The organism is Nocardia sp. NPDC058666, from assembly GCF_042714895.1.
Lineage (GTDB): Bacteria > Actinomycetota > Actinomycetes > Mycobacteriales > Mycobacteriaceae > Nocardia.
In genome coordinates this window covers 33,363-52,307 of sequence record NZ_JBHXRY010000011.1, presented here as the reverse complement: position 1 = coordinate 52,307, position 18,945 = coordinate 33,363, and the positions used below count along the sequence as shown (strand labels likewise).

Genomic DNA, 18,945 nt, shown 5'->3' with positions numbered 1-18,945 from the left:
GATGAGTTTCGCGTGGCGCGGGCGTCTAATCGAACATGACCTCAATTCACGCGGACATCACCCTCTCCCTCGACGGCTACGTCGCCGGTCCCCACGCGGGCCCCGGCAACGGGCTCGGCGACGGCGGCCGACCCCTCCATGATTGGATCTTCGGCGACCTGACCGATCCCGCCAACAGCGCCGACGCGGACTTCGTCGAGAAGCTCGACGCCGAAACCGGTGCGGTCATCGTCGGGCGCACCATGTTCGAAGCCGGCGACCGCTGGGGCAACCAGAACCCCTTCTCGACGCCGGCCTTCGTGCTGACCTCCCGCGTCACCGACGACCTGCCGTCCGGCTTCGAGTACGTGACAAGCCTGCCCGAGGCCCTGCGCCGAGCCCGCGCCGTCGCAGGCGACAAGGCGGTGGCCGTGCGCGGCGGCGCCCACGTGATCCGCCAGTTCCTCGAAGCCGACCTGATCGACACCCTCACCCTGCACCTCGCCCCGCTCATCCTCGGCGGCGGCACCCGCCTGTTCGAGGGCTGCGTGCCGACCGTGTGGCAGCGAACCGACTGCCGTCCGTCGCCGCGAGTCACCCACCTGACCTACCGCATCGCCCGCTGAGCCATTGTGGCCGCGTCCCTGCCGTTCCTGTCGGTGGGTTTCGGTAGCGTTCGTGGCGTGGAAACAGGCAAACGAATCCAAGAGCTCGCGGACCGCATGGTGGAGCTGCGCGACGCCTACTACCAGGGCACGCCGCTGGTCGCGGACGCCGACTTCGACGCGGTCGAAGACGAACTGCGCGCGCTGATCGAGGCCAATCCCGAGCTCACGCCTGACCCGAACCCGCTCGAGCAGGTCGGTGCGCCCGCGGTACTGCACGCGCCGGTGCGGCACTCGCGACCGATGCTGTCGCTCGAGAAGTCGACCAAACCCGAGCAGGTCGAGGCGTTCTTCAACCGCTTCCCCGGACAGTCGGTGGTCGTCATGCCCAAGCTGGACGGGTTATCCCTGGCCATCGTCTACGAGAACGGGCGGCTGATGCGCGCGGTCACCCGCGGCGACGGCACCACCGGTGACGACGTGACCCCGCTGGTTCGCGCTCTGGTCGACGGGGTTCCCGAGCGGATCGACCTGCCGGGGCGCGTGGAGGTGCGTGGCGAGGCGGTCATGCTGCGATCCACTTTCATCGCCTACAACGTCGCGCACCCCGACAAGCCACTGATCAACCCCCGCAACGCCGCAGCGGGCACCTTGCGCTCGAAGGACCCGTCCACCGTGTCCGACCGTCGCCTGCAATTCTTCGGCTTCGACCTGGACGCCTCCGCCGACGACGCCGCCCACGACCTGGGGGAGGGGCTGCGCGCCATCGGCGTCGCGGGAGCGGAGATGCGCCTGTGCGCCGACGCCGCGCAGGCACAGGCCGCGATCACCGACATCGAGGCAGGCCGCAACGACCTGGACTACGACATCGACGGCGCTGTACTACGCCTGGCCGACCGAGATGCCTACGCGGCGGCCGGAACTCGCTCGAACTCTCCTCGCGGCGCACTCGCTTTCAAGTTCGCCGCCGAGGAAAAGACCACCCTGCTGCGCGAAGTCATCTGGGATGTCGGCAAGACCGGCAAAATCGTCCCCGTCGCCTGGCTCGAACCCGTCTTCGTCGGCGGCACCACCGTCACCAAGGCAACCCTGGCCAACCAGGAAGTGATCCGCGCCCGCGACATCAAGGTCGGCGACACCGTCCTCGTCCGCCGAGCAGGCGACGTAATCCCGTTCGTAGCAGGCGTTCTCGACGCTTCCAAACGCACCGGCGAAGAAATCGACATCATCTCGCCCACCGCCTGCCCCTCCTGCGGCCAACCGGTCACCGAACAGGGCAATAGCCGAGAACTGTTCTGCACCAACGTTTCCTGTCCCGCGCAAACAGTGCGCCGTCTCATCCACTGGGCCTCGCGAGCAGCCGCGGACATCGATGCCATCGGTGGAGTCTGGATCGAACGCCTCGCCGAGGCAGGCATCCTGGAAAACCCCTCCGACTTCTACACCCTGACCAAAGAACGCCTCCTCGAATTCGACCGCATCGGCGAAATCTCCGCTGCCCGCATGATCGACTCGATCGACGCCAGCCGCCAAGTAGGCCTGCGCCGCGCCCTCATCGGCCTAGCCATCCCCATGGCCTCCGACGGCACCGCCGCCCGCCTGGCCCGCTCCGGCTTCGGCTCCCTGGAAGAAGTCGCCGACGCGGGCGAAGAACGCCTGGTCGCAGTCGAAGACATCGGCCCCAAGGTCGCTGCCTCCCTCGAAGCTCACCTCACTCGCCTGCGTCCAGAACTGGAACGCCTTCGAGCCGCAGGCGTCAATCTCGATGTGCGCGAAGAAGACCTCCCCCCGGTCGTCGCGGCCGGCGCCCCCCTCGCGGGCAAAACGGTCGTCATCACCGGCGCCATCAGCGACCCCCGCTCCGGCGAAAAGGTTGCCCGCCCGACCTTCCAACGACTGTGCGAACAGGCGGGCGCGACCACGGTCTCCTCGGTCTCGGCCAACACCGACATGCTTATCACCGGCGCGGGCGTCGGCGACAGCAAACTCGCCAAGGCGGAAAAACTCGGCGTGGAGGTCGTCGACCAGGGCGAAATCTGGAACTTGCTGATCGAGGCCAAGGTCGTCTAGCGGGCGGTCGAATGCACTGAGCTGCGCGATCAGTGATCCTGGCTGGTCGCCCGCGAGGCCACCAGTGCGGTGAAGGCCTTCGCAACGAGGGCGACGGAATGATCGGGGTCCGCGCTCAGTGGCCGCAGGGCCGCCAGCGCGCGGGTGCCGGGCAGCTCCACCAATGCCTGGATGAGCCGGATTCGGATGCCCGCGTCGTTGGCGTGTGCGGTCAGCGCGTCGGTCAGCGCGCGCAATATTCGATCGGCGGATTCCGGATCACCGGACAGCTCGCCCAGCACTTCGCTCGCGTCGACATCGTTGACCCCCGCGACCACCATCCCCACCAGGACCGGCTCGGCCGCGGTCACGCCACGACGACCGGCGGACAGGGCCGCGTGACCACGGACCCCGGAGTCCGGATCGTCGAGCGCGGCGGTGAGCAACTCGGTCGCGGCGTCGCCCGGAATCTCCGCCACCGCCAGCACCGCCCGCCGCCGAACCTCGACGTCGACCGAGGCCAGTCCGGGCGCGACCGCGACCAGGCCGTCGCCGCCGGCCCGCGACAGCGCCCAGCGCAGGGCGCCCGCCATATTGGGCTCGGTCTCGGCCAGCACCGCCGCGGCCAGCAGGCCCGTCGGCACCGGCTCGTTCGCGGCCGGGTTCAGCACCGCCTGCAAACGGTTGTGCGGGTCGGCCGAGCCGAGCGCGCGAACCAGTTCGACGATGCGCAGCACATCCCGCCAGTCGTCGGGCTCGGCGTTCTCGACCGCGCGCAGCCGATCGAGCAGTTCGCGCTCCCGCACCAGCCGATGCTCCGTGCGTTCGATGAGATCGCTCACCAGAGTTCGCGGCGTGAACGACTGATCTGCCAGAATCCGGGCGATCTCGCGTAACGAGAGGCCAAGCGTCCGAAGGCTTTCCACGTGAAAGATGCTGCGGATATCTGCATCGGAGTACTGGCGATACCCGCCGACGGTGCGCCCGGTGGGCCGCACCAGCCCGAGCGAATCGTAGTGGCGCAGCATCCGGGTACTGACTCCCGAACGCCGCGCCACCTCGCCGATCAGCACGGGGCGCCGTCGAGCGCAGCGACCCGCTTCGCCGCGTCGATGTCGAGATCGAACGCGGCATCCGGGTCACGCAGCAACTGCTCGGTGGCCAACGCGTGCGCCCGCACTTCGGGATCGGCACTGGTCGCCGCCCGATCCAACACCGGGGCGATCACCTCGCCCAGCGCGGTCAGCGCGCGGCTCAAGCTGCGCCGAACGTCCCGATCACCGCGCGCGAATTGGGTAGCGAGCTCGGTGGCCAATGCCTCGCGCTCGGCGTCCGGCACGAGGACAACCGCGGCCCGCCACGCGCTACGCGCCACGTCATCATCGGGATCGCGCAGCAGCGCCGAGGTGATCGCCGGCCACACCGTCGGATCGCCGATCTTGGATAGCGTGTGCAACGCCTGGCTCCGGGCCTGACCGCCGTCGGACTCCAGCTCGGCGCGCAGCCGGGGCACGGTCAGCTCAGCGGGAAGTCTGGTCAGCGCCCAGGTGAGCATGTCGCGCACGAAGAAGTCCGCCTCCACCGCGCAGCGGTCCACCAGCGGACCCAGCAGCGCCGGGTCGGCATGGGTGCCCGCGGCCAGCGCGGCCTGCAGCCGGGTCGACGCATCCTGCGCGCTCAGCGCGGCAAGCAGCCGCGGATCCACCGATTGTCCTGATGTCGAGTTCATGTCGGAACCACCTCCAACCTCCAGTGAAGACGTTGTCACTGTGTCAGGGTCAAGCGCTCGATCGGGTCAGGACGCTCACCGTCGCGCCCGGCAGGACCGTGCGCATCACCTGTACCACTCGTCTGAACTGCGATTGATCAGGCGGCCACAACCTCGGCCGCGCCGTTGAGTCGCGCGTAACGTCCACCGTCGTCGATCAGGGTCGAGTGGTCGCCGAGTTCGACGACCCGCCCGTGGTCGAGCACGGCGATCTGGTCGGCGTCGCGGATCGTGCTGAGCCGGTGGGCGATGGTGATGACCGTGCGGCCCTGCGCGACCACGTCGATGGCGGCTTGCACCGCGCGTTCGGTCTCGTTGTCCAGCGCGCTGGTGGCTTCGTCGAGCACCAGCACACGTGGGTCGCGCAACAGGGTGCGGGCCAGGGCGATGCGTTGTTTCTCGCCACCGGAGAAGCGGTGACCGCGCGACCCGACCACCGTGTCGTAGCCGTGGGGGAGTGCGGCGATCAGTTCGTGGATCTGGGCGGCGCGGGCCGCGCGTTCGATCTCCGCGTCGGTGGCGGTGGGTTTGGCGTAGCGGAGGTTTTCGCGAATGGTCGTGTGCAGCAGGTAGGACTCCTGGGACACCACGCCGACGATGCGGACGAGGGTGCCCAGTTCCAGGTCGCGCACGTCGACGCCGTCGATGGTCACTCGACCGTCGGTCACGTCGTGCAGTCGCGCGACCAGCGAGGCCAGGGTGGTTTTTCCGGAGCCGGTCTCGCCGACCAGGGCCAGCGTCGACCCCGGCGGGACGACGAGGGAAATGCCGTCGAGGACAGCGGGGCCCTCGGTGTCATAGCGGAAGCTGACGTCCTCGAACCGGACCTCGCCCACGACATCGCGCGGGTCGAGGTCGATCGGCTGCGCGGGCTCATCGATCTCGACGGGCAGGTCGAGGTAGCCGAAGATGCGGCTGAACAGTGCCATCGAACTGGTGACTTCCACACCCACGTTGAGCAGCGCCATCAGCGGCCGGAAGAGCCCGGCCTGCAGGGTCGTGAACGCGACCAAGGTGCCGATCGTCATGCCGCTGCTGGTCGCCGGGAGTCCGGCGGCCAGGTAGAGCAGGGCGGGAATCGCCGCGAACACGATGCTCATGGTGGCCATCCGCCAGCGCCCGGCCAGCTGCGCGCGCACTTCGAGATCGACCAGGTCGTGCGACGTCTTCTCGAAGGTCGCCGACGCGAGCGGCCCGGTGCCCAGCGTCTTACCCAGCTGCACGCCGCTCACCGACAGCCCCTCCTCGACCTGACCGTGCAGGTCGGCGAGGTGACGTTGGCGCTGGGCGGTGATGGTGCGGCGAAGCAGGGCAACGCGCCGGGTCAACCAGATCGCCGGCGGCAGGACCACCAGCGACAGCAGCGACAACCGCCACGACAGCACGGTCATCGCGATCGAGGTACCCACCACGGTGGTGACATTGCTGGCGATGGAGGTCGCGGTGCTGGTGACCACCGACTGCATCCCGCCGACATCGTTGATCAGTCGGGACTGGACCTCGCCCCCGCGCGTGCGGGTGAAGAACGCCAGCGACTGCCGTTGCAGATGGCGGAATACGTCGGCGCGCAACACGTGCATGACCTGCTGCCCGACGGTGGTCGAAATGAGCGTCTGGCCGACGCCGAGCACCGCGGTGAGCACGGTCACCGCGAGCATCCCGCCCACGGCCCACAGAAGTAGCGACACGTTCTGCTGCGGCAGCGCGTCATCGATGATCATCCGCAGCAGGAACGGCGAGGCGAGACCGATCGTCGAAGCCGCCACGATCAACACGGTCAGCCCGGTGAGCTGCAGCCGGTACGGCGCGAACAGCGCGACGATCCGACGCAGGGAAACCGGCGACTCGCGCAGTTGCGCGCGGTCGGCCGGGTCGAGGCGACGGGTGCGTCCGCCGGCGGAGTCTTTCTCTTTCATGCAACCCCCTTGGGCTGTGCAAGTATGCTGAGGTTACCTCACTATCTGGTTAGGTGAACAAACCGAGAGGCGAGTTTATGCCCGACAACGACAGCGACCTGCTCATGCAGGTAGCCAGAACGCTCCGTCGGCGCTGGTCAGCGGCATACGCCCCGATCGGACTCACCCCCCACCAGGCCCGAGCCCTGCGCGTCACCGGCGAACACAACGGCCTACGCCTCTCGGCCATCGCCGACGCACTACGCATCAGCCCCCGCTCAGCCACCGAAGTAGTCGACGCCTTACAGGAAGCCGACCTGGTAACCCGCCACCCCGACCCGACCGACCGCCGAGCAATCCTCGTGACAGTCACCGCATCGGGCAAGCGAACCCTCGACACCCTGACCGACGCCCGAACAAAGGACGCCGACGACTTCTTCAGCCGACTCACCGATGAAGAGCGCGCCGCGCTGCGCGACATTCTGGGAAAGCTCGTCCGCTAACCGATCGACCCGGCGACGTTGGTGTTGTGCACCGAACAGACCCACCAGGACCCATCGCGCCGGACGAGCACCCACGTTCCGCGATTGGTGACGGAGAACTCCGGTGTGCGCAGCGTCTGCTCTACGTTGACCACGGCATGGTCGGGTGTCAGGAAGCGGACCACGAGCAGTTCGAAGTGGGCGCGGGCGTCGGGAGCGCTGCCGAGGCGTTCTCGATGGTAGGAGTGCAGTTCCTCCCAGCCGCGAAAGATGGCCCCCGAGGGGGTGATGAACACGACGTCGTCGGTGAATGCCTGATCGAAGGCGGCGGCATCCTTGGCGACCAACGCCTGTTCCAGCGTTCGGAACAGTGCCTCGATGTCGGCCGTCGCGGTGGCATCTGTCTCGGCCACGCCGGCTGTCGGGCGGCTACCCGACATCGGGCCCGAATACTGCCTTGTCATCGGCTTCCTCTCAGATCTGCGTCCTGGTCTCACCGACAACCCTGCACGATCGTCGATCGGCATGGGGGAAGATGCGCGCACGTAGGGCGCCAAGTAATGTCCCGGAGCTGTGGAAGACGACGGTATGCGGGGCACCCGACGGATTACGGCGGGATGGGCCGGCGTGACCGTGCTCGGGGTGATCGTGGGGTACGTGGGGGTGCTGTTGGCCAATGCCCGGCACTTCTACACCGACGACACCGAGGCGCAGTATGTTCCGCTGTGGCTGACAGTCGGGCGGCACCTGCGAAACGGGGTGTTTCCGGGGCTGGAGCCCGAGCGTTGGATGGCAGGCAATTACCTGATCGAAGGTCAGGCCAGCCTGTTCAATCCGCCGCAGCTGCTGGTCGCGGCGATCGCGCCCTCGTTCGACAACATGGTCGTGCTGGCCACGGTGGTCAAGCTCGCGTATTCGATCATCCTCGCGCTGGGCGTTTTTCGGATCTGCCTTGCCTATCGCGCGCAGCCGCAGTGGGCGGCGGTGGCCGGGGTGGCGATCTGTTTCTCCGGGTGGCTGCTGTTTCTCGATCAGGCCACATGGGTGCTGGGCCTGGCCGGAACCGCCTGGCTGGCGCACGCGTGGGCGTCGGCAGTGCGCTACGCGCGAGGACGCAGCGGCCCGATCCCGGTGTTCGTTTTCCTGTTCTTCACGATCACCGTGGGCTACGTGTGGCCGGGTGTCGAAGCGGCGCTGATGATCGTGGCCGTGGCGGCGGGGGAGTGGCTGTATCAGCGCTCGCCGTGGCCGTCGCTGCGGCTGCTGCTGGCCGCCGGATGCGCCGGGCTGGCCGGGGCGATCACCTATCTGCCGAGCCTGCTGTCCTCGGAAGTCACCTGGCGCGTGGCCGACAACTCGATCCGCAACGACGGCTTCATGACGGTGCCGTGGTCGGAATCGCTGAGCGCGAGCCTGCCCACGAACTTGCCGTCGTTCAACTCCTGGTTCGGACTGATCCAACCGTTCCCGATCGTCTACATCGCCTGGTTCCTCATCCCCGGCCTGGCCTTCGTGGATTGGAAGGCGGCGGCGAAGTGTGCGCGCGAGATCAGCGGCATCGCGATCTTCGCCGCGATCACCCTGATCTGGACCGCCGGACCCGCGACACTGGGCCCCCTGCGCTGGCCCGCCCGCGTCCTGCCCATGGTCGCGCTCGCCCTGCTGCTGCTCGGGTGCGTGCTGTTGAGCAGGCACGGCAGCCTCGCCAACTGGCGCACGCGAGGCGCGGTGGCGGTCGTGCTGGTCGCGGTGCTGTGGGTGCGCGCGGTCGCCTCCGCGCCCTACGACCGGATTCAGGTGCACCTGGCGGCGGCACTCGTGGTGATCGCGCTCGGCGCGGTCGTGACGCTGCTGTACGCGAAATGGGGACCGACAGCGGCCTGCACGGCACTGCTGGCGACCATCGCGCCGATCGCGTACTACCAAGTCGACGAGTCGTTCCCGCATCCGATGTCGTGGAGTCTGCCCGAAAGCCGTTCCGAGGCCGCCGCCCGATTCCCCGACTTCGACGGCACCACCCTGCAACTGGGCAACAGCCAAGCCTTCCCCGGTGACGCCAAGAACAGCGACGGCGTCTACACCTCCCTGGTCGTCGGCTTCTCCGCCGAGGTCCCCGGTGTCGAATACGTCAACGGCTACACCCCGATCGGCCACCGCGCGTTCTCGGACCGCATCTGCATGTTCTGGGAGGGCAGCACCTGCGCCGAATCCCTCGGCAAGATCTTCGAGATCGAACCGAAAACCGGCAAACCCATCGTCGACCTGATGAAGGTCGACCGCATCACCCTGATGCGCCTGGTCTACCCCGACGTCCGCTGGCACCCCGCACCCGCGGGCTGGCACTGGGTCGACTACCCACCCAACGACAAATGGATCTGGGTCCTCGAACGCGACAGCGGCCCGATCTCCACCACCAACGGCCGCATCGCCGCCACCGCCGACGGCGTCGACGCGGTCTCCCTCACCGAATCCGGCTACACGAGCACCGCCCGAGTCTCGTCCGAGAACGGCGGCCGCGTGACATTCGCCCGCCTGATGTGGCCCGGCTACCGCGCCACGCTCGACGGCCGCGACCTCGACGTCGAAGCCGTCGACGACATCTTCGTCTCCGTCATCGTTCCTGCGGGCACCGAGAACGCGCAGCTCGAGGTCACGTGGCGACCGCCGGGCATGTATTTGGGGATCGCGATCTTCTCGCTCGGGGTGACCGGGATCGGCGCGCTGCAGTGGTGGTTTGTGCGCAACCGGCGGCGGTCGGATGGGCTTCTGCTCACCAGTTCGGTGTCTGCGTTGGGTGATGGTGAGGTCGTCGATCGACCGCGTGACCAGAGCTCGAAGGTGTTGGCCCGGTAGGGGTTGACTGTCCCGTAGGGGGAGACGGTTGGCTGGGCTCATGGACCTCACCGAGATCAAACAGGCCACCGCCGTCCTGAGCGAATGGGCGCACGTGGCGACCGTGGGTCGAGATGGCGACCCCGACGTCTCTCCCGTGCACCCCGCGTGGCAGGGCGACACGATCTGGTTTCTGACCGGTGCGTTATCGGTCAAGGCCCGCAACATCTCTCACCACCCTCGAGTCGCCATGCACTGGCAGATCGACGCGGCCGGCGATGGCGTCGAGGTGTGGGGCGAGGCCGAGATCTACGCCGACGTGAGCACCAAGCGTGGCCTGTGGAACGGGGTATTCGACTACGACCTCAACGACTTCGCCCCCGGTGGCCCGGACGACTCACCCGACATGGTGTTCGTAGCCGTCCGGCCCACCCGTGCCGTTCACATCCGCGCCTTCGGCATGGGCGGGACGACCAACTGGTCGATCCGTCCGCATCGCGCCTCCACATCGACGGAAAAATGGCCTCTACCAGCCGATTAGTACCTTCGGTCAGAGGTGGGGTAATCTTTTCGAGCACCCGGAGACGGGGGCAAGAAACGGGCTGTGGCGCAGCTTGGTAGCGCACTTGACTGGGGGTCAAGTGGTCGCAGGTTCAAATCCTGTCAGCCCGACAGTGAAACCCCCTCTGACCTCGGTCGGAGGGGGTTCTTCTGTATCTGGAGACCTGCAACGTTTGGGTCCAAATGGACACATATTGCACACTAAAAGCTTCAACCAGCCCATCTGGCGGCCTCTGAAAGGCCTTCAAACCCATGGTTTCGCCCACTAGGGGCCGCCGCGCATCGTTATGTGATGCAAATCACGAAAATCGGCCCAGGTGGGGTCCTGAGCAGCCTGTTTCCGATCGCTGGCAAGGCTGAATTCTTCGCTCCGACTGATCTCCGGACCACCTGGCGGATCTTCCGCCGGTACGGGCTCGGCCCAAGTGCGAGCGACTGGCACCCTCCCATCGCTGCCCACTGATTCCGATCGTAGATGTGCAGTTTCTGTTATTCGGTTGCGCTGGTTCGAGTGCTGCGCACGCGGCCTTCGCCGTACCTGCGTTTCGGCGGTGTCGATGGCAAAGCGTCCGGGGCATTGCATGAGTGAGTAGCGGGCGTCGCCAAGGCTCACCACTGTGGGTGGCAGAGAGTGCGGTGCGCACGGAGTGTCAACACGGAGAACCCTGAGGGCCATCGTGCGTGTCCGGAGGGGGATACACTCGCTATCCACAGTGGTTGACCTGCGGAAGCGCTGAGTATCGGGCCCGTAGCGGTACGGGGTCTCGCAACGGGCTTGCTTCCGGTCGCCCGAGTTCGTTCCGGGCGCGGTGATTTCGATGTCGAGTTGGGCGAGCAGGATGGGAGCGGTCGGCAGACCGAATGCTTGGCCGGAGCATCGGTGGTCGTTCTGGCCGTCGGTAGATGTCTCGAACCGGCTGTCGGAGCAGGCAGTGGGGCGGCGAGTAGTTCGATCGGCGTTCTGGTGAACTCATTTGCCTCGTTGGTTGCGGCTTAAGCAGCGCTAGAGGTGATTTGGGCGAGGTAGCCCTTGAGCGCGGCTACGCCGACACAGCTTCGGGCGTGTGGGAAAGGGTCGGTGTCGTGGAGAGGTGTCGATCAGTTCCGCGGATGTTTGCAGTGCATGCCGGGTTGCACTTCCCGACGTTCGACCTCGGCTGCTTCTACCGCGATCTCTGCACCGGCGTTACGTGCGGTCGATAGCCCCGGCGATCCACTCGGTCAGCGCGGGCGCGGCGGTGTCGTAGCCGGTGGTGTCGAACCGCGCCCCGTCGCTGTTCTGGGGGGTCGGAACGCCTGTCCTGGTGGTGTTGGTCGCGGTGTTGTAGGTGAGTGAGGGTAGGGAATCCGGTCCCGGTGAACAGGCTGGCGGTGGCCGAGAGGAGGTCGGCGGCGATCGGTGCCAGCTCGGTCAGCGCCAGGAACGCGGCGACGGGGTCGCCCTTGGCGAGGGTTTCGACGGCCGTCCAGGCGATAGTTCCGGTGTTCGCCAGACCTCATCGATACGCGCGGACCAAGCCGTTCAAAGAGTGATGTATTTCATGGTTTGTAACAGGGCGCCTGTTACGCCCGGTTTGGGGACTGGAGCTTCCGATCAGCAACCCAGCTGAGATGCTCCTCCGGATCGAAAGGCATTGGTATGAAATGGTTTCCGAATACGAGCCCTCCGCGAGGGCGACCAACAACAGTCGCGGTGTCTTCACTGGCCACCATGATCGTGTGCGCGGTCGTGATGTCGACAGCGACCGCGTGGGGCGACCCGAATGCCCCATCGACTACGCCGCCGACCTCGGCAGCACCGTCGGCGACCACCACAACCAGCACACCGCAGGCAACGCCATCGAAGCCCGCTCAATCGTCTTCGGCTACGACCGAACCCGCGGACGCGCCTACGACCACCGAACGGCCGACAGCACGGCCGTCCACGACGACCTCCGCGCCGCCGTCCACCACGACTGTCACCTCCGCGCCGCCGGTAACCCTGACCGAACCAGAACCGGTCGGGTGCATCTCGGAGACGCCGGGCAAGCGAAACAAGCCCGAAAAGTGGGCACCGACAAAGAATCCGAACCGCAAGGTCACACCGGGCAAGATGCGGTCGGACTGCGAGGAGGTCCCCGGCGGGTTCACCAAGGAACAAGCCGACAAGGCCGAAACCATGGAAGCCGCAGTGAAGTCGGCGGATTCGACCGAGGGTGGGGCAACGGTGATGGTCGCGCCGGGTTGTCAAGTCTATTGGCCCGCTCCGTATGAGGTGTGTGGCGCGATCCGCGATAAGTACAACGAGCTCGGCGGTCCGAACAGCTTTCTGCTCTGGCCGACCAGCAACGAGCTGACCAACCCGGACGGTGTTGGTAGGAGAAATACCTTCACCAACGGGCCGATCTACTGGTCTCCGTGGGGTGGTGCGCATCCGGTGGCGAACCACTTCTTCGCTGCGTGGCAGCGCAACGGTTGGGAAGGCGGTATTCTTGGTTACCCGACCTCTGATGAATTCGTCAACGGGGACGGGATAGGGCGTCGCCAGTATTTCGACGGCGGTACCGTCTACTGGCGGCTGAACGAGGCGTATTTCGTCGCCGGTGCCATCCGTGACAAGTGGGGCGAAACCGGCTGGGAAGGTGGCTTTCTCGGGTATCCGAGCAGCGACGAAACCGGCACGGCAGTCGGCGGCGGACGATTCAACACCTTCGAGCGAGGTGTCATTTACTGGTCAGGTGCGGGTGGTGCCCATCCTGTGGTCGGTGGTGTCCTCGACAAGTGGGCGAAATCGGGGTACGAAGGCGGCACTTATGGCTTCCCGATCGGAGATCAAACCAGTCGCGACGCCAACGTCACTGTGGAGCAGCAGTTTCAAGGTGGACTGATCACCGCTCCGGGTCCTGCTGCCACCGAGCTCGCCTACCTCAATCCTGGCACTACTGCCGAGCAGATGATCGCCGAGGCACAAGCGTGGGCTCAGCGGATGGCAAAGCCTGTCATCGATGTGCTCAATGAGACCCTGCGAAAAGGCAGGGAGTACACGGAGATCGGCAATACCAGCGACACTCCATCAGAAGACGATATGCAAGACGTTCCTGACGCGCGCGGCCCCGGCGATATCTTCTACGCCGACTCGAGCTTGGAAAGCGGACTCGTAAGTTGGATCAATCACGGTCATATGGCAATCTTCGTTTCGAAGACGAACACAGTCGAGTCCAACAATTCGAAGGGCGTCTTCGAGATCGATAATTCCCCAGCCGGACCCACGGGCGTGCGGAGAAAAATGCGCAACCCCAAGCTCGCGTGGGTCAACACGTCCGACGAGATTCGCGCGAAGGCCGTCGCATTCGCCCTCTCGAAGAAGGGCAAAGGGTACAACAACAACTTTGCCTTCAGTGACAACATCGAAGATGAGCAATACCATTGCGCGCAAATCGTCTGGGCATCGTATATGCATGCATCGAACGAAGACGTAGACCTGCGAGATCCGGTAGCGAAACATATATCAACCGGAGTGTATCCAAAAGAGGTCTTTAGATCGTCCTGGCTAACGCGCTACTGAGCGATCCGGCCGGAACAAATCAAACTCTCACACTGCCTATTGCAAGGATGGCTGTCGCTCATGGTAAAACTTCGTCCGCTGGCGCGGGTACTGGCCTCAACGGTGACCCTCCTGGCTGTCGCTTCGTGCGCGCAGCGTGAGTATCCAGGAGGCCCGTCAGACACGCTGGGGGCTGAGGTCGTGGGAGCTGTTTCGGTCGGACCAAACGGCTGGGACGCCATCGGAGACAAGGACCGCACACGGGTCTTCCTCTTCGATGCGAAGGGCGAAGTAGTCTCGCGGTTGGATGGTGTCGCGATCGCCAACAACCGGCTACTGGTCTCCCGGCAGCGGCTGATCACCGTTGCCGGGAGCTCGGTAACCACGCTCGACGGTGCCGGTCGTTTCGCAGTGCCGATCGATGCGGAACTCATCGTCCAGGCCGCTGCCAATGATCCTCGTACAGGCGCGGCGACCATTTGGTTCAACAGCGGGGTGATAGATGACCAATACACCAACCGATACGTATCGATTGGCCCCGACCACACATCGCGCGTCGGATCCGTACCCGGCATCGTCGGCTCGGCTGGATACTGCGGGGACAAGCACTTTGCAGTGGTCCGCCAGTCGTATGTAGGTTCCTCGGGGGCCCCGACACAGCAATGGCTCTACGCAATCCCGCCTAATGGCGACGCTGTCGCAGTAAGTGAATGGCGCCATGATCCAGGATATAGGCCGATATCCTCGGCGACCTGCACTGATCGAGGAGAAATGCTGGTGCTCTATGGGTCCGAAGAGTTGATCACCAACAAGAGTGGAGGCCTCAGTCCGACCCTGGTAAGAATCGACACCACTAACGGTTCACGGACTGAAACGCCATTGGACATGCCTGAGTACGCCTGGAACACGCGGCCGGGGGCGCTCACGATCGTCGAAGATCGACTCTATTGGATCACCCACGAGAATGAGGTGCTGTCGGTTGGTTTGGATGGATCATCGAAAGTCAACAAAGAGTGGAGGTTGCCCGACCTCGGCGAGGAAACATCAGCGTCAGTCGCGGGCAATACCGTCTCCGCGATCAACCATCGAGGCACTCCAACCTTCACCCAATACGATCTACGGACCGGGCGGATAATACGAGAGTCAGTGACGTTGCCGTGGCTCGAACCGCTCGAGGGCTCAGTCTCCGACAGCGGAGGCACCATTTACACGATAGACGCGTCCGTCGGCATGGTCAGCTGATATCGCACGGTCGACACGACCCCGGACGCCAGCCAGGAAATTGTGAGGTGCAGTAGCAGGGCTTGACGACGGCGCTCGAACTGTCAGATTGGCGTACCGAACGGACCGTGTTCAACCCGTAAGCCGTTGGGCCGCCGCAGATCTGCTGACCCGTTTGGCCGACTGCACCGCCCAGTGGTGCCGAGCAATTCGCTCGACACCACCGGGCGGTGCGCTGTTGGCTGTGGGTGACTTTGTCGCGCTGGCTACTTCGTGCGGTCGATAGCCTCGTCGATCCAGTCGGTCTGCATGGGGCGGCCGTTGTCGTAGCCGGTGGCAAGGTACACGGCTGCGTGGTCGTTCCGGAGGGCCGGATCGCCGGTGGCGGTCGTGGTGCCGACCCCGGTGGTGGCGGTGTTGAAGGTCTGGGTGAGCGCAGGGACCGATCCCGGTGAACGCGGTGGCGGTGGCGGTGGCGGTGGCCGAGAGGAGATCGGCGGCGATCGGTGCCTTGCATCAAGCCTGTCTGCACGCGGCACCATGAGCGTCGTCTACGCCGCACACGCGCACCAACCTCGAAATTCAGGCGCCGAGGGTAACCGTCACCACCGTCACGACAGCATCACCTGGATCGCGCCGCCGCCCATCACGATTACGAACAGTACGGCGATGCCGATCCAGAATGGCAGCCAACCACGTTTGGTCATCGCAGCACTCTGAGCTGCCTCCTCGGCGGTCTTGGGCGGCTCCAACGCTGACCATGCCACCACCGTCCCCACCATCGTGACAGCACCGATAACCACTATCGCAACGCCGAGCAGCATCGACACCAGCGCGAACACGCCGATCCCGGACAGCAACAACAACACCCCGACCGTGAACAACGCCTGTACCACTGCCAATTGTGATTTTGTCATCTCGTCGCGGCTCACAGTTCTACCTCGATCGGGGCGCCGAAGATCTTATCGGCCGGGAGATCCCAAAAGTGCGTGGTCACATCCGTACTTCCTAGTCGAGTAGTCACTGTCAGCCGATAATTCTCAGCCGTGCGATCAGGTCGCGACAGTATGAACGGGAATGCGCATACCATCCCGCCGAGCCCACGGGCGTACATGCCTGCGGGCAGATTGGTACTCGTGACCCGGTCTCCGACAGTGTCGCTGTCCACCAACGTGTACAACGCCACGACGGCATCAACCCCGAGCGGGTGCCCACCGACCATGACCGAACAGCCCCCGCCCTCCTCGGACCGAGAATCACCAACGACCACGACACGCCCCGACAGATCGGCCATATTCCGGTCACGGAAAGCCCGAACACCGACACCCGCAGCGACAGCAGCCACCACGACACAGCGTGGCCTGCGCGAGCGGAAACAGCTGTCCCTGCCCTGACTCCGGATCCAGGTGAGCACGAATCGCCTGCAGATGTGTCACCGCAACCGACAGACCCTGATGCGCAACCGCCGAAACCGGCGCAGGCGGCCAGTCGAGGTCGTCGACACGCAGCTGGCTGCCCGGCTCGGGCCTGAACACGGTTGCGGCCGCGCTCCGCCACAGCTCGAGCGTCGCGAAGGTCGATCGAATCTGCCGCGCGTAGTCGGCATCGCTGGTCACGCCCGGATACTACGTGCGAGCATGCGATACACGGCAGGGAATTTTCCCGCACGGCTTCTCAGCTTCACATGATCGCTGGTCAGGTCACAATGCTGAACTAGAGTCGCGAGCCGGACTGCCACAGCTGCGGTAATGCACACCTCTCCGTGTCGACCAAGTGAATTACGAACCTGCTGGCCTGCAACGGATTTGGGAATACATTTTGCCTCACGAACAACCTCATACCGCCCGCCTTACTCGCCGAGGCTGCTAGCGCCCCGGCTGTTGCGGTCGATGGAGCGCGTTGAGCAGTTTGGATTCACCAGGGCCCATATGCACTGATTTCGCTTGGGCAAGGGCTGCATTCGCAGCTCCCGGGTCATAACCAGCGAACGGTGGCGCCGGTGCGGGCAGCCAGTTGTCAGCATGGGGCTGGGGCAGCATCGCTGGCTTCATCTGGCGCCTGTCCCACAACTTTTGGCACTCAGCAGTCACCGCCTGCACAACCGGTGTGACAGACCCGAGCACGCCATGCATCGTTATCGAGGCATCCTCGGTCAAGCAGACATCGGGGAGTGCGTCGACTCGCTGCAACTCGAAGCCTTGGACAAGTTCGGGCTGTCGAGGCAGCAACGAATAGGTCCCGGCTTCGGGCTTGCGCTTGTCGACTTGCACCAAGAAGTCGGTCCAGCGGGCTCGGTGCACGAATCCGTTGCGCGTGGCCTGAGCCCAGGTTTCCCACCCAGCTGGACCCGCAGCAGCCGCTGCACCCCGTGCTGAGCGAAGCAGCTGGTCTTGGGCGAGCCCTCCCTCCGTCTGTTCGGCGGCGAGGCGCTTTCGCAGCTGGCCGCCGCGACCGTTTTGTCCGGATGTACGGGGATAGGTGGGTGCTGTATCAATGGTATTGAGCGTGCCCCAATCTGCCTTGACGATGTTGACATTGATCGCGCCGACCCCAACGACCACCGCGGCCAGCGTGTCGAGGACCGAGCCCACGGCACGGAAGAAGCCGGCGCGTTCAGCATCGATATGCGCGAGACGTCGCCAATCCATGCCGTTGCGTTCTACCAGGTTTGGTGGCCCTGCCGACTTGCGCCGTTGGCGGGCAAAATAGATGTTCTCTTTTTGCACCGCCTCCTCGTAGCTCCATAAGTGCACGGCCGCGTCACGGAGATTGGTGCCGACCGTCCCGACGGCGTTGGTGAGATAGTGCGACAACCACCCGCGCGCCTCGATCGGCATCGAGTATCCGACCCACCACGTGAACCCGACAACGTCGTCGCGGAGATCGCGCGTCAGTGCCTGTTTCAGCTGTCCTACCGCGAGTAGCCCCGGGCGCACCGGGTCGTCGAATTGGGTCACGACTCCCCATTCTGGCGGATCAAGCACGTAGCGTCGCGGGATTTTCTGAGGCGGGACACACCAATCACCAACTCCCCCTGCTGGCGGAAACCGCCGTGATTGGTCACGGGTCAGTTCAGGCCCGAACCCATTCCACATTGGGGCCCGGAGTGGGTCCGGGGGTCGCCGCGTCCAACCTGCTGCCCGACCGCAGTACCGGCCACCACCGCCGGTTCGACGCCGACGAGGTCGCCGACTTCCTAGCCAACTACCCTTATCGGCCGGATCGGCCCGTCGCCTACCTCGGGGTGTCCCTCGGCCCTCTCGCCGAGCGTGTAGAGCCTGTCTACGATCTATCTACCCTGCCACCGGTCCTGTTCAGCCGCTACGCCGGCTACGACTACCTCAACGTTGCTGGCCTGACTCCGACCGAGCGCGCCCGGGCGATCGTGTGCACCTGGAACATCAGCGAGGCGACCGCCAAAGCTGTGATCGAGCGGAAGCTTCCTCTGATGGGCTGCGTCAAAGGCGTCACCACCCACGACACGATCTTCTGGCCCCGCGACATGATCCGGCTCACCGGCGGCATTGGGTTCGTCGTCGACCCCGACCTGCGTGGCCATGACGAGATCGGCACCGGGGTCATCACCACCGTCCCCGGTGGCGGACCCTGGCGCATCGTCGACCCCGCTGGGCTGTGATGGCTTCCTGGCCGTCCCGGTCCGCCGCGCGACTCGCCATCCACCTGGGCTAATCGGCTTGTAAGTTGTTCCCTCAGTAGGATATTGATCGTCCAGGAAGACCGGGCACAGGCGAGAGTCTGCACCACCCCCAGCTCCTACGCGGAATATCCCAAACGAGCGCGATGGAGGAGGTGAAGAATTTCGATGTGCGAGGACAAACTGGACGGGCCTTCGGGCCCCAGCGAGGACCGGCCGAACAGCAAGTTGCTCTGGCTGTTTCGGTTCGGTCAGGCCGTCACGGTCTCATGTCTGCCGGTGCTGCTGACCCTCTGGTTGGCGCCCCAGCAGCCGTGTACCGACCCGACCGGACCGGCCGAGTCGGTACACGCTAACCACTGCGGCTGACGGATC

At 65.3% G+C, this 18,945-nt stretch carries 15 protein-coding genes and 1 tRNA gene; 9 read left to right on the top strand and 7 right to left on the bottom strand.

The features are described from left to right. Positions 1-35: 35 nt before the first annotated feature. Together ACFWVD_RS21890 and ligA are read left to right on the top strand one after the other, a co-directional pair. Positions 36-605, top strand: a complete 570-nt coding sequence (locus tag ACFWVD_RS21890; RefSeq protein ID WP_379245566.1) for a dihydrofolate reductase family protein — start codon at positions 36-38, stop codon at positions 603-605. A 57-nt stretch (positions 606-662) separates the two neighbouring features. Further along, positions 663-2,654: an NAD-dependent DNA ligase LigA gene (ligA, locus tag ACFWVD_RS21885; protein ID WP_379245564.1), complete on the top strand. Its 1,992-nt coding sequence runs from the start codon at positions 663-665 to the stop codon at positions 2,652-2,654. 29 nt (positions 2,655-2,683) lie between these two features. Here the strand turns inward: ligA and ACFWVD_RS21880 are convergent, their stop codons facing one another. The 3 genes from ACFWVD_RS21880 to ACFWVD_RS21870 all read right to left on the bottom strand — a co-directional run bounded on the left by ACFWVD_RS21880 (position 2,684) and on the right by ACFWVD_RS21870 (position 6,317). Continuing rightward, a complete protein-coding gene (locus ACFWVD_RS21880) occupies positions 2,684-3,691 on the bottom strand; it encodes a MerR family transcriptional regulator (protein WP_379245760.1) in 1,008 nt (335 codons plus the stop codon). Between the two features lie 8 nt (positions 3,692-3,699). Then, the gene (locus ACFWVD_RS21875; protein ID WP_379245562.1) at positions 3,700-4,362 is read right to left on the bottom strand and encodes a HEAT repeat domain-containing protein; all 663 of its coding nucleotides are present in this window, start codon (positions 4,360-4,362) and stop codon (positions 3,700-3,702) included. Between the two features lie 137 nt (positions 4,363-4,499). Continuing rightward, positions 4,500-6,317 carry an ABC transporter ATP-binding protein gene (locus tag ACFWVD_RS21870; protein WP_379245560.1) on the bottom strand — a complete coding sequence of 606 codons (1,818 nt, stop codon included), beginning with the start codon at positions 6,315-6,317 and terminating at the stop codon, positions 4,500-4,502. Between the two features lie 77 nt (positions 6,318-6,394). On the opposite strand from ACFWVD_RS21870, the gene ACFWVD_RS21865 reads away from it, so the two are divergent. Further along, complete coding sequence (locus ACFWVD_RS21865; protein WP_379245558.1) at positions 6,395-6,799, top strand: MarR family winged helix-turn-helix transcriptional regulator; 405 nt, start codon at positions 6,395-6,397, stop codon at positions 6,797-6,799. Here the strand turns inward: ACFWVD_RS21865 and ACFWVD_RS21860 are convergent. After that, the gene (locus tag ACFWVD_RS21860) at positions 6,796-7,242 is read right to left on the bottom strand and encodes a YybH family protein (RefSeq protein ID WP_379245556.1); all 447 of its coding nucleotides are present in this window, start codon (positions 7,240-7,242) and stop codon (positions 6,796-6,798) included. The genes ACFWVD_RS21865 and ACFWVD_RS21860 overlap by 4 nt on opposite strands. A gap of 109 nt (positions 7,243-7,351) precedes the next feature. Between ACFWVD_RS21860 and ACFWVD_RS21855 the strand changes: the two genes are divergently transcribed. From ACFWVD_RS21855 to ACFWVD_RS21835, 5 genes are all read left to right on the top strand, one after another. After that, positions 7,352-9,631 (top strand): hypothetical protein, encoded by a 2,280-nt coding sequence (locus ACFWVD_RS21855; RefSeq protein WP_379245554.1) that lies wholly within the window; start codon positions 7,352-7,354, stop codon positions 9,629-9,631. A gap of 28 nt (positions 9,632-9,659) precedes the next feature. Continuing rightward, positions 9,660-10,151, top strand: a complete 492-nt coding sequence (locus tag ACFWVD_RS21850; protein ID WP_379245552.1) for a pyridoxamine 5'-phosphate oxidase family protein — start codon at positions 9,660-9,662, stop codon at positions 10,149-10,151. Between the two features lie 57 nt (positions 10,152-10,208). Then, a tRNA-Pro gene (locus tag ACFWVD_RS21845) sits at positions 10,209-10,282 on the top strand. Between the two features lie 1,582 nt (positions 10,283-11,864). Then, on the top strand, positions 11,865-13,715 hold the full coding sequence (locus ACFWVD_RS21840) for a hypothetical protein (protein WP_379245550.1): 1,851 nt from the start codon (positions 11,865-11,867) through the stop codon (positions 13,713-13,715). A 60-nt stretch (positions 13,716-13,775) separates the two neighbouring features. After that, positions 13,776-14,936 (top strand): hypothetical protein, encoded by a 1,161-nt coding sequence (locus tag ACFWVD_RS21835; RefSeq protein WP_379245548.1) that lies wholly within the window; start codon positions 13,776-13,778, stop codon positions 14,934-14,936. 590 nt (positions 14,937-15,526) lie between these two features. Here the strand turns inward: ACFWVD_RS21835 and ACFWVD_RS21830 are convergent. The 3 genes from ACFWVD_RS21830 to ACFWVD_RS21820 all read right to left on the bottom strand — a co-directional run bounded on the left by ACFWVD_RS21830 (position 15,527) and on the right by ACFWVD_RS21820 (position 17,872). Next, the gene (locus ACFWVD_RS21830; RefSeq protein WP_379245546.1) at positions 15,527-15,847 is read right to left on the bottom strand and encodes a hypothetical protein; all 321 of its coding nucleotides are present in this window, start codon (positions 15,845-15,847) and stop codon (positions 15,527-15,529) included. Between the two features lie 369 nt (positions 15,848-16,216). Next, the gene (locus ACFWVD_RS21825; RefSeq protein ID WP_379245544.1) at positions 16,217-16,531 is read right to left on the bottom strand and encodes a hypothetical protein; all 315 of its coding nucleotides are present in this window, start codon (positions 16,529-16,531) and stop codon (positions 16,217-16,219) included. Positions 16,532-16,780: 249 nt separating this feature from the next. Then, a complete protein-coding gene (locus ACFWVD_RS21820) occupies positions 16,781-17,872 on the bottom strand; it encodes a hypothetical protein (RefSeq protein WP_379245542.1) in 1,092 nt (363 codons plus the stop codon). Positions 17,873-18,021: 149 nt separating this feature from the next. Here ACFWVD_RS21820 and ACFWVD_RS21815 point away from each other — a divergent pair, with 149 nt between their 5' ends. Further along, entirely contained in the window at positions 18,022-18,552 is a 531-nt protein-coding gene (locus tag ACFWVD_RS21815; RefSeq protein WP_379245540.1) for a hypothetical protein, read from the top strand. Positions 18,553-18,945 lie beyond the last annotated feature (393 nt).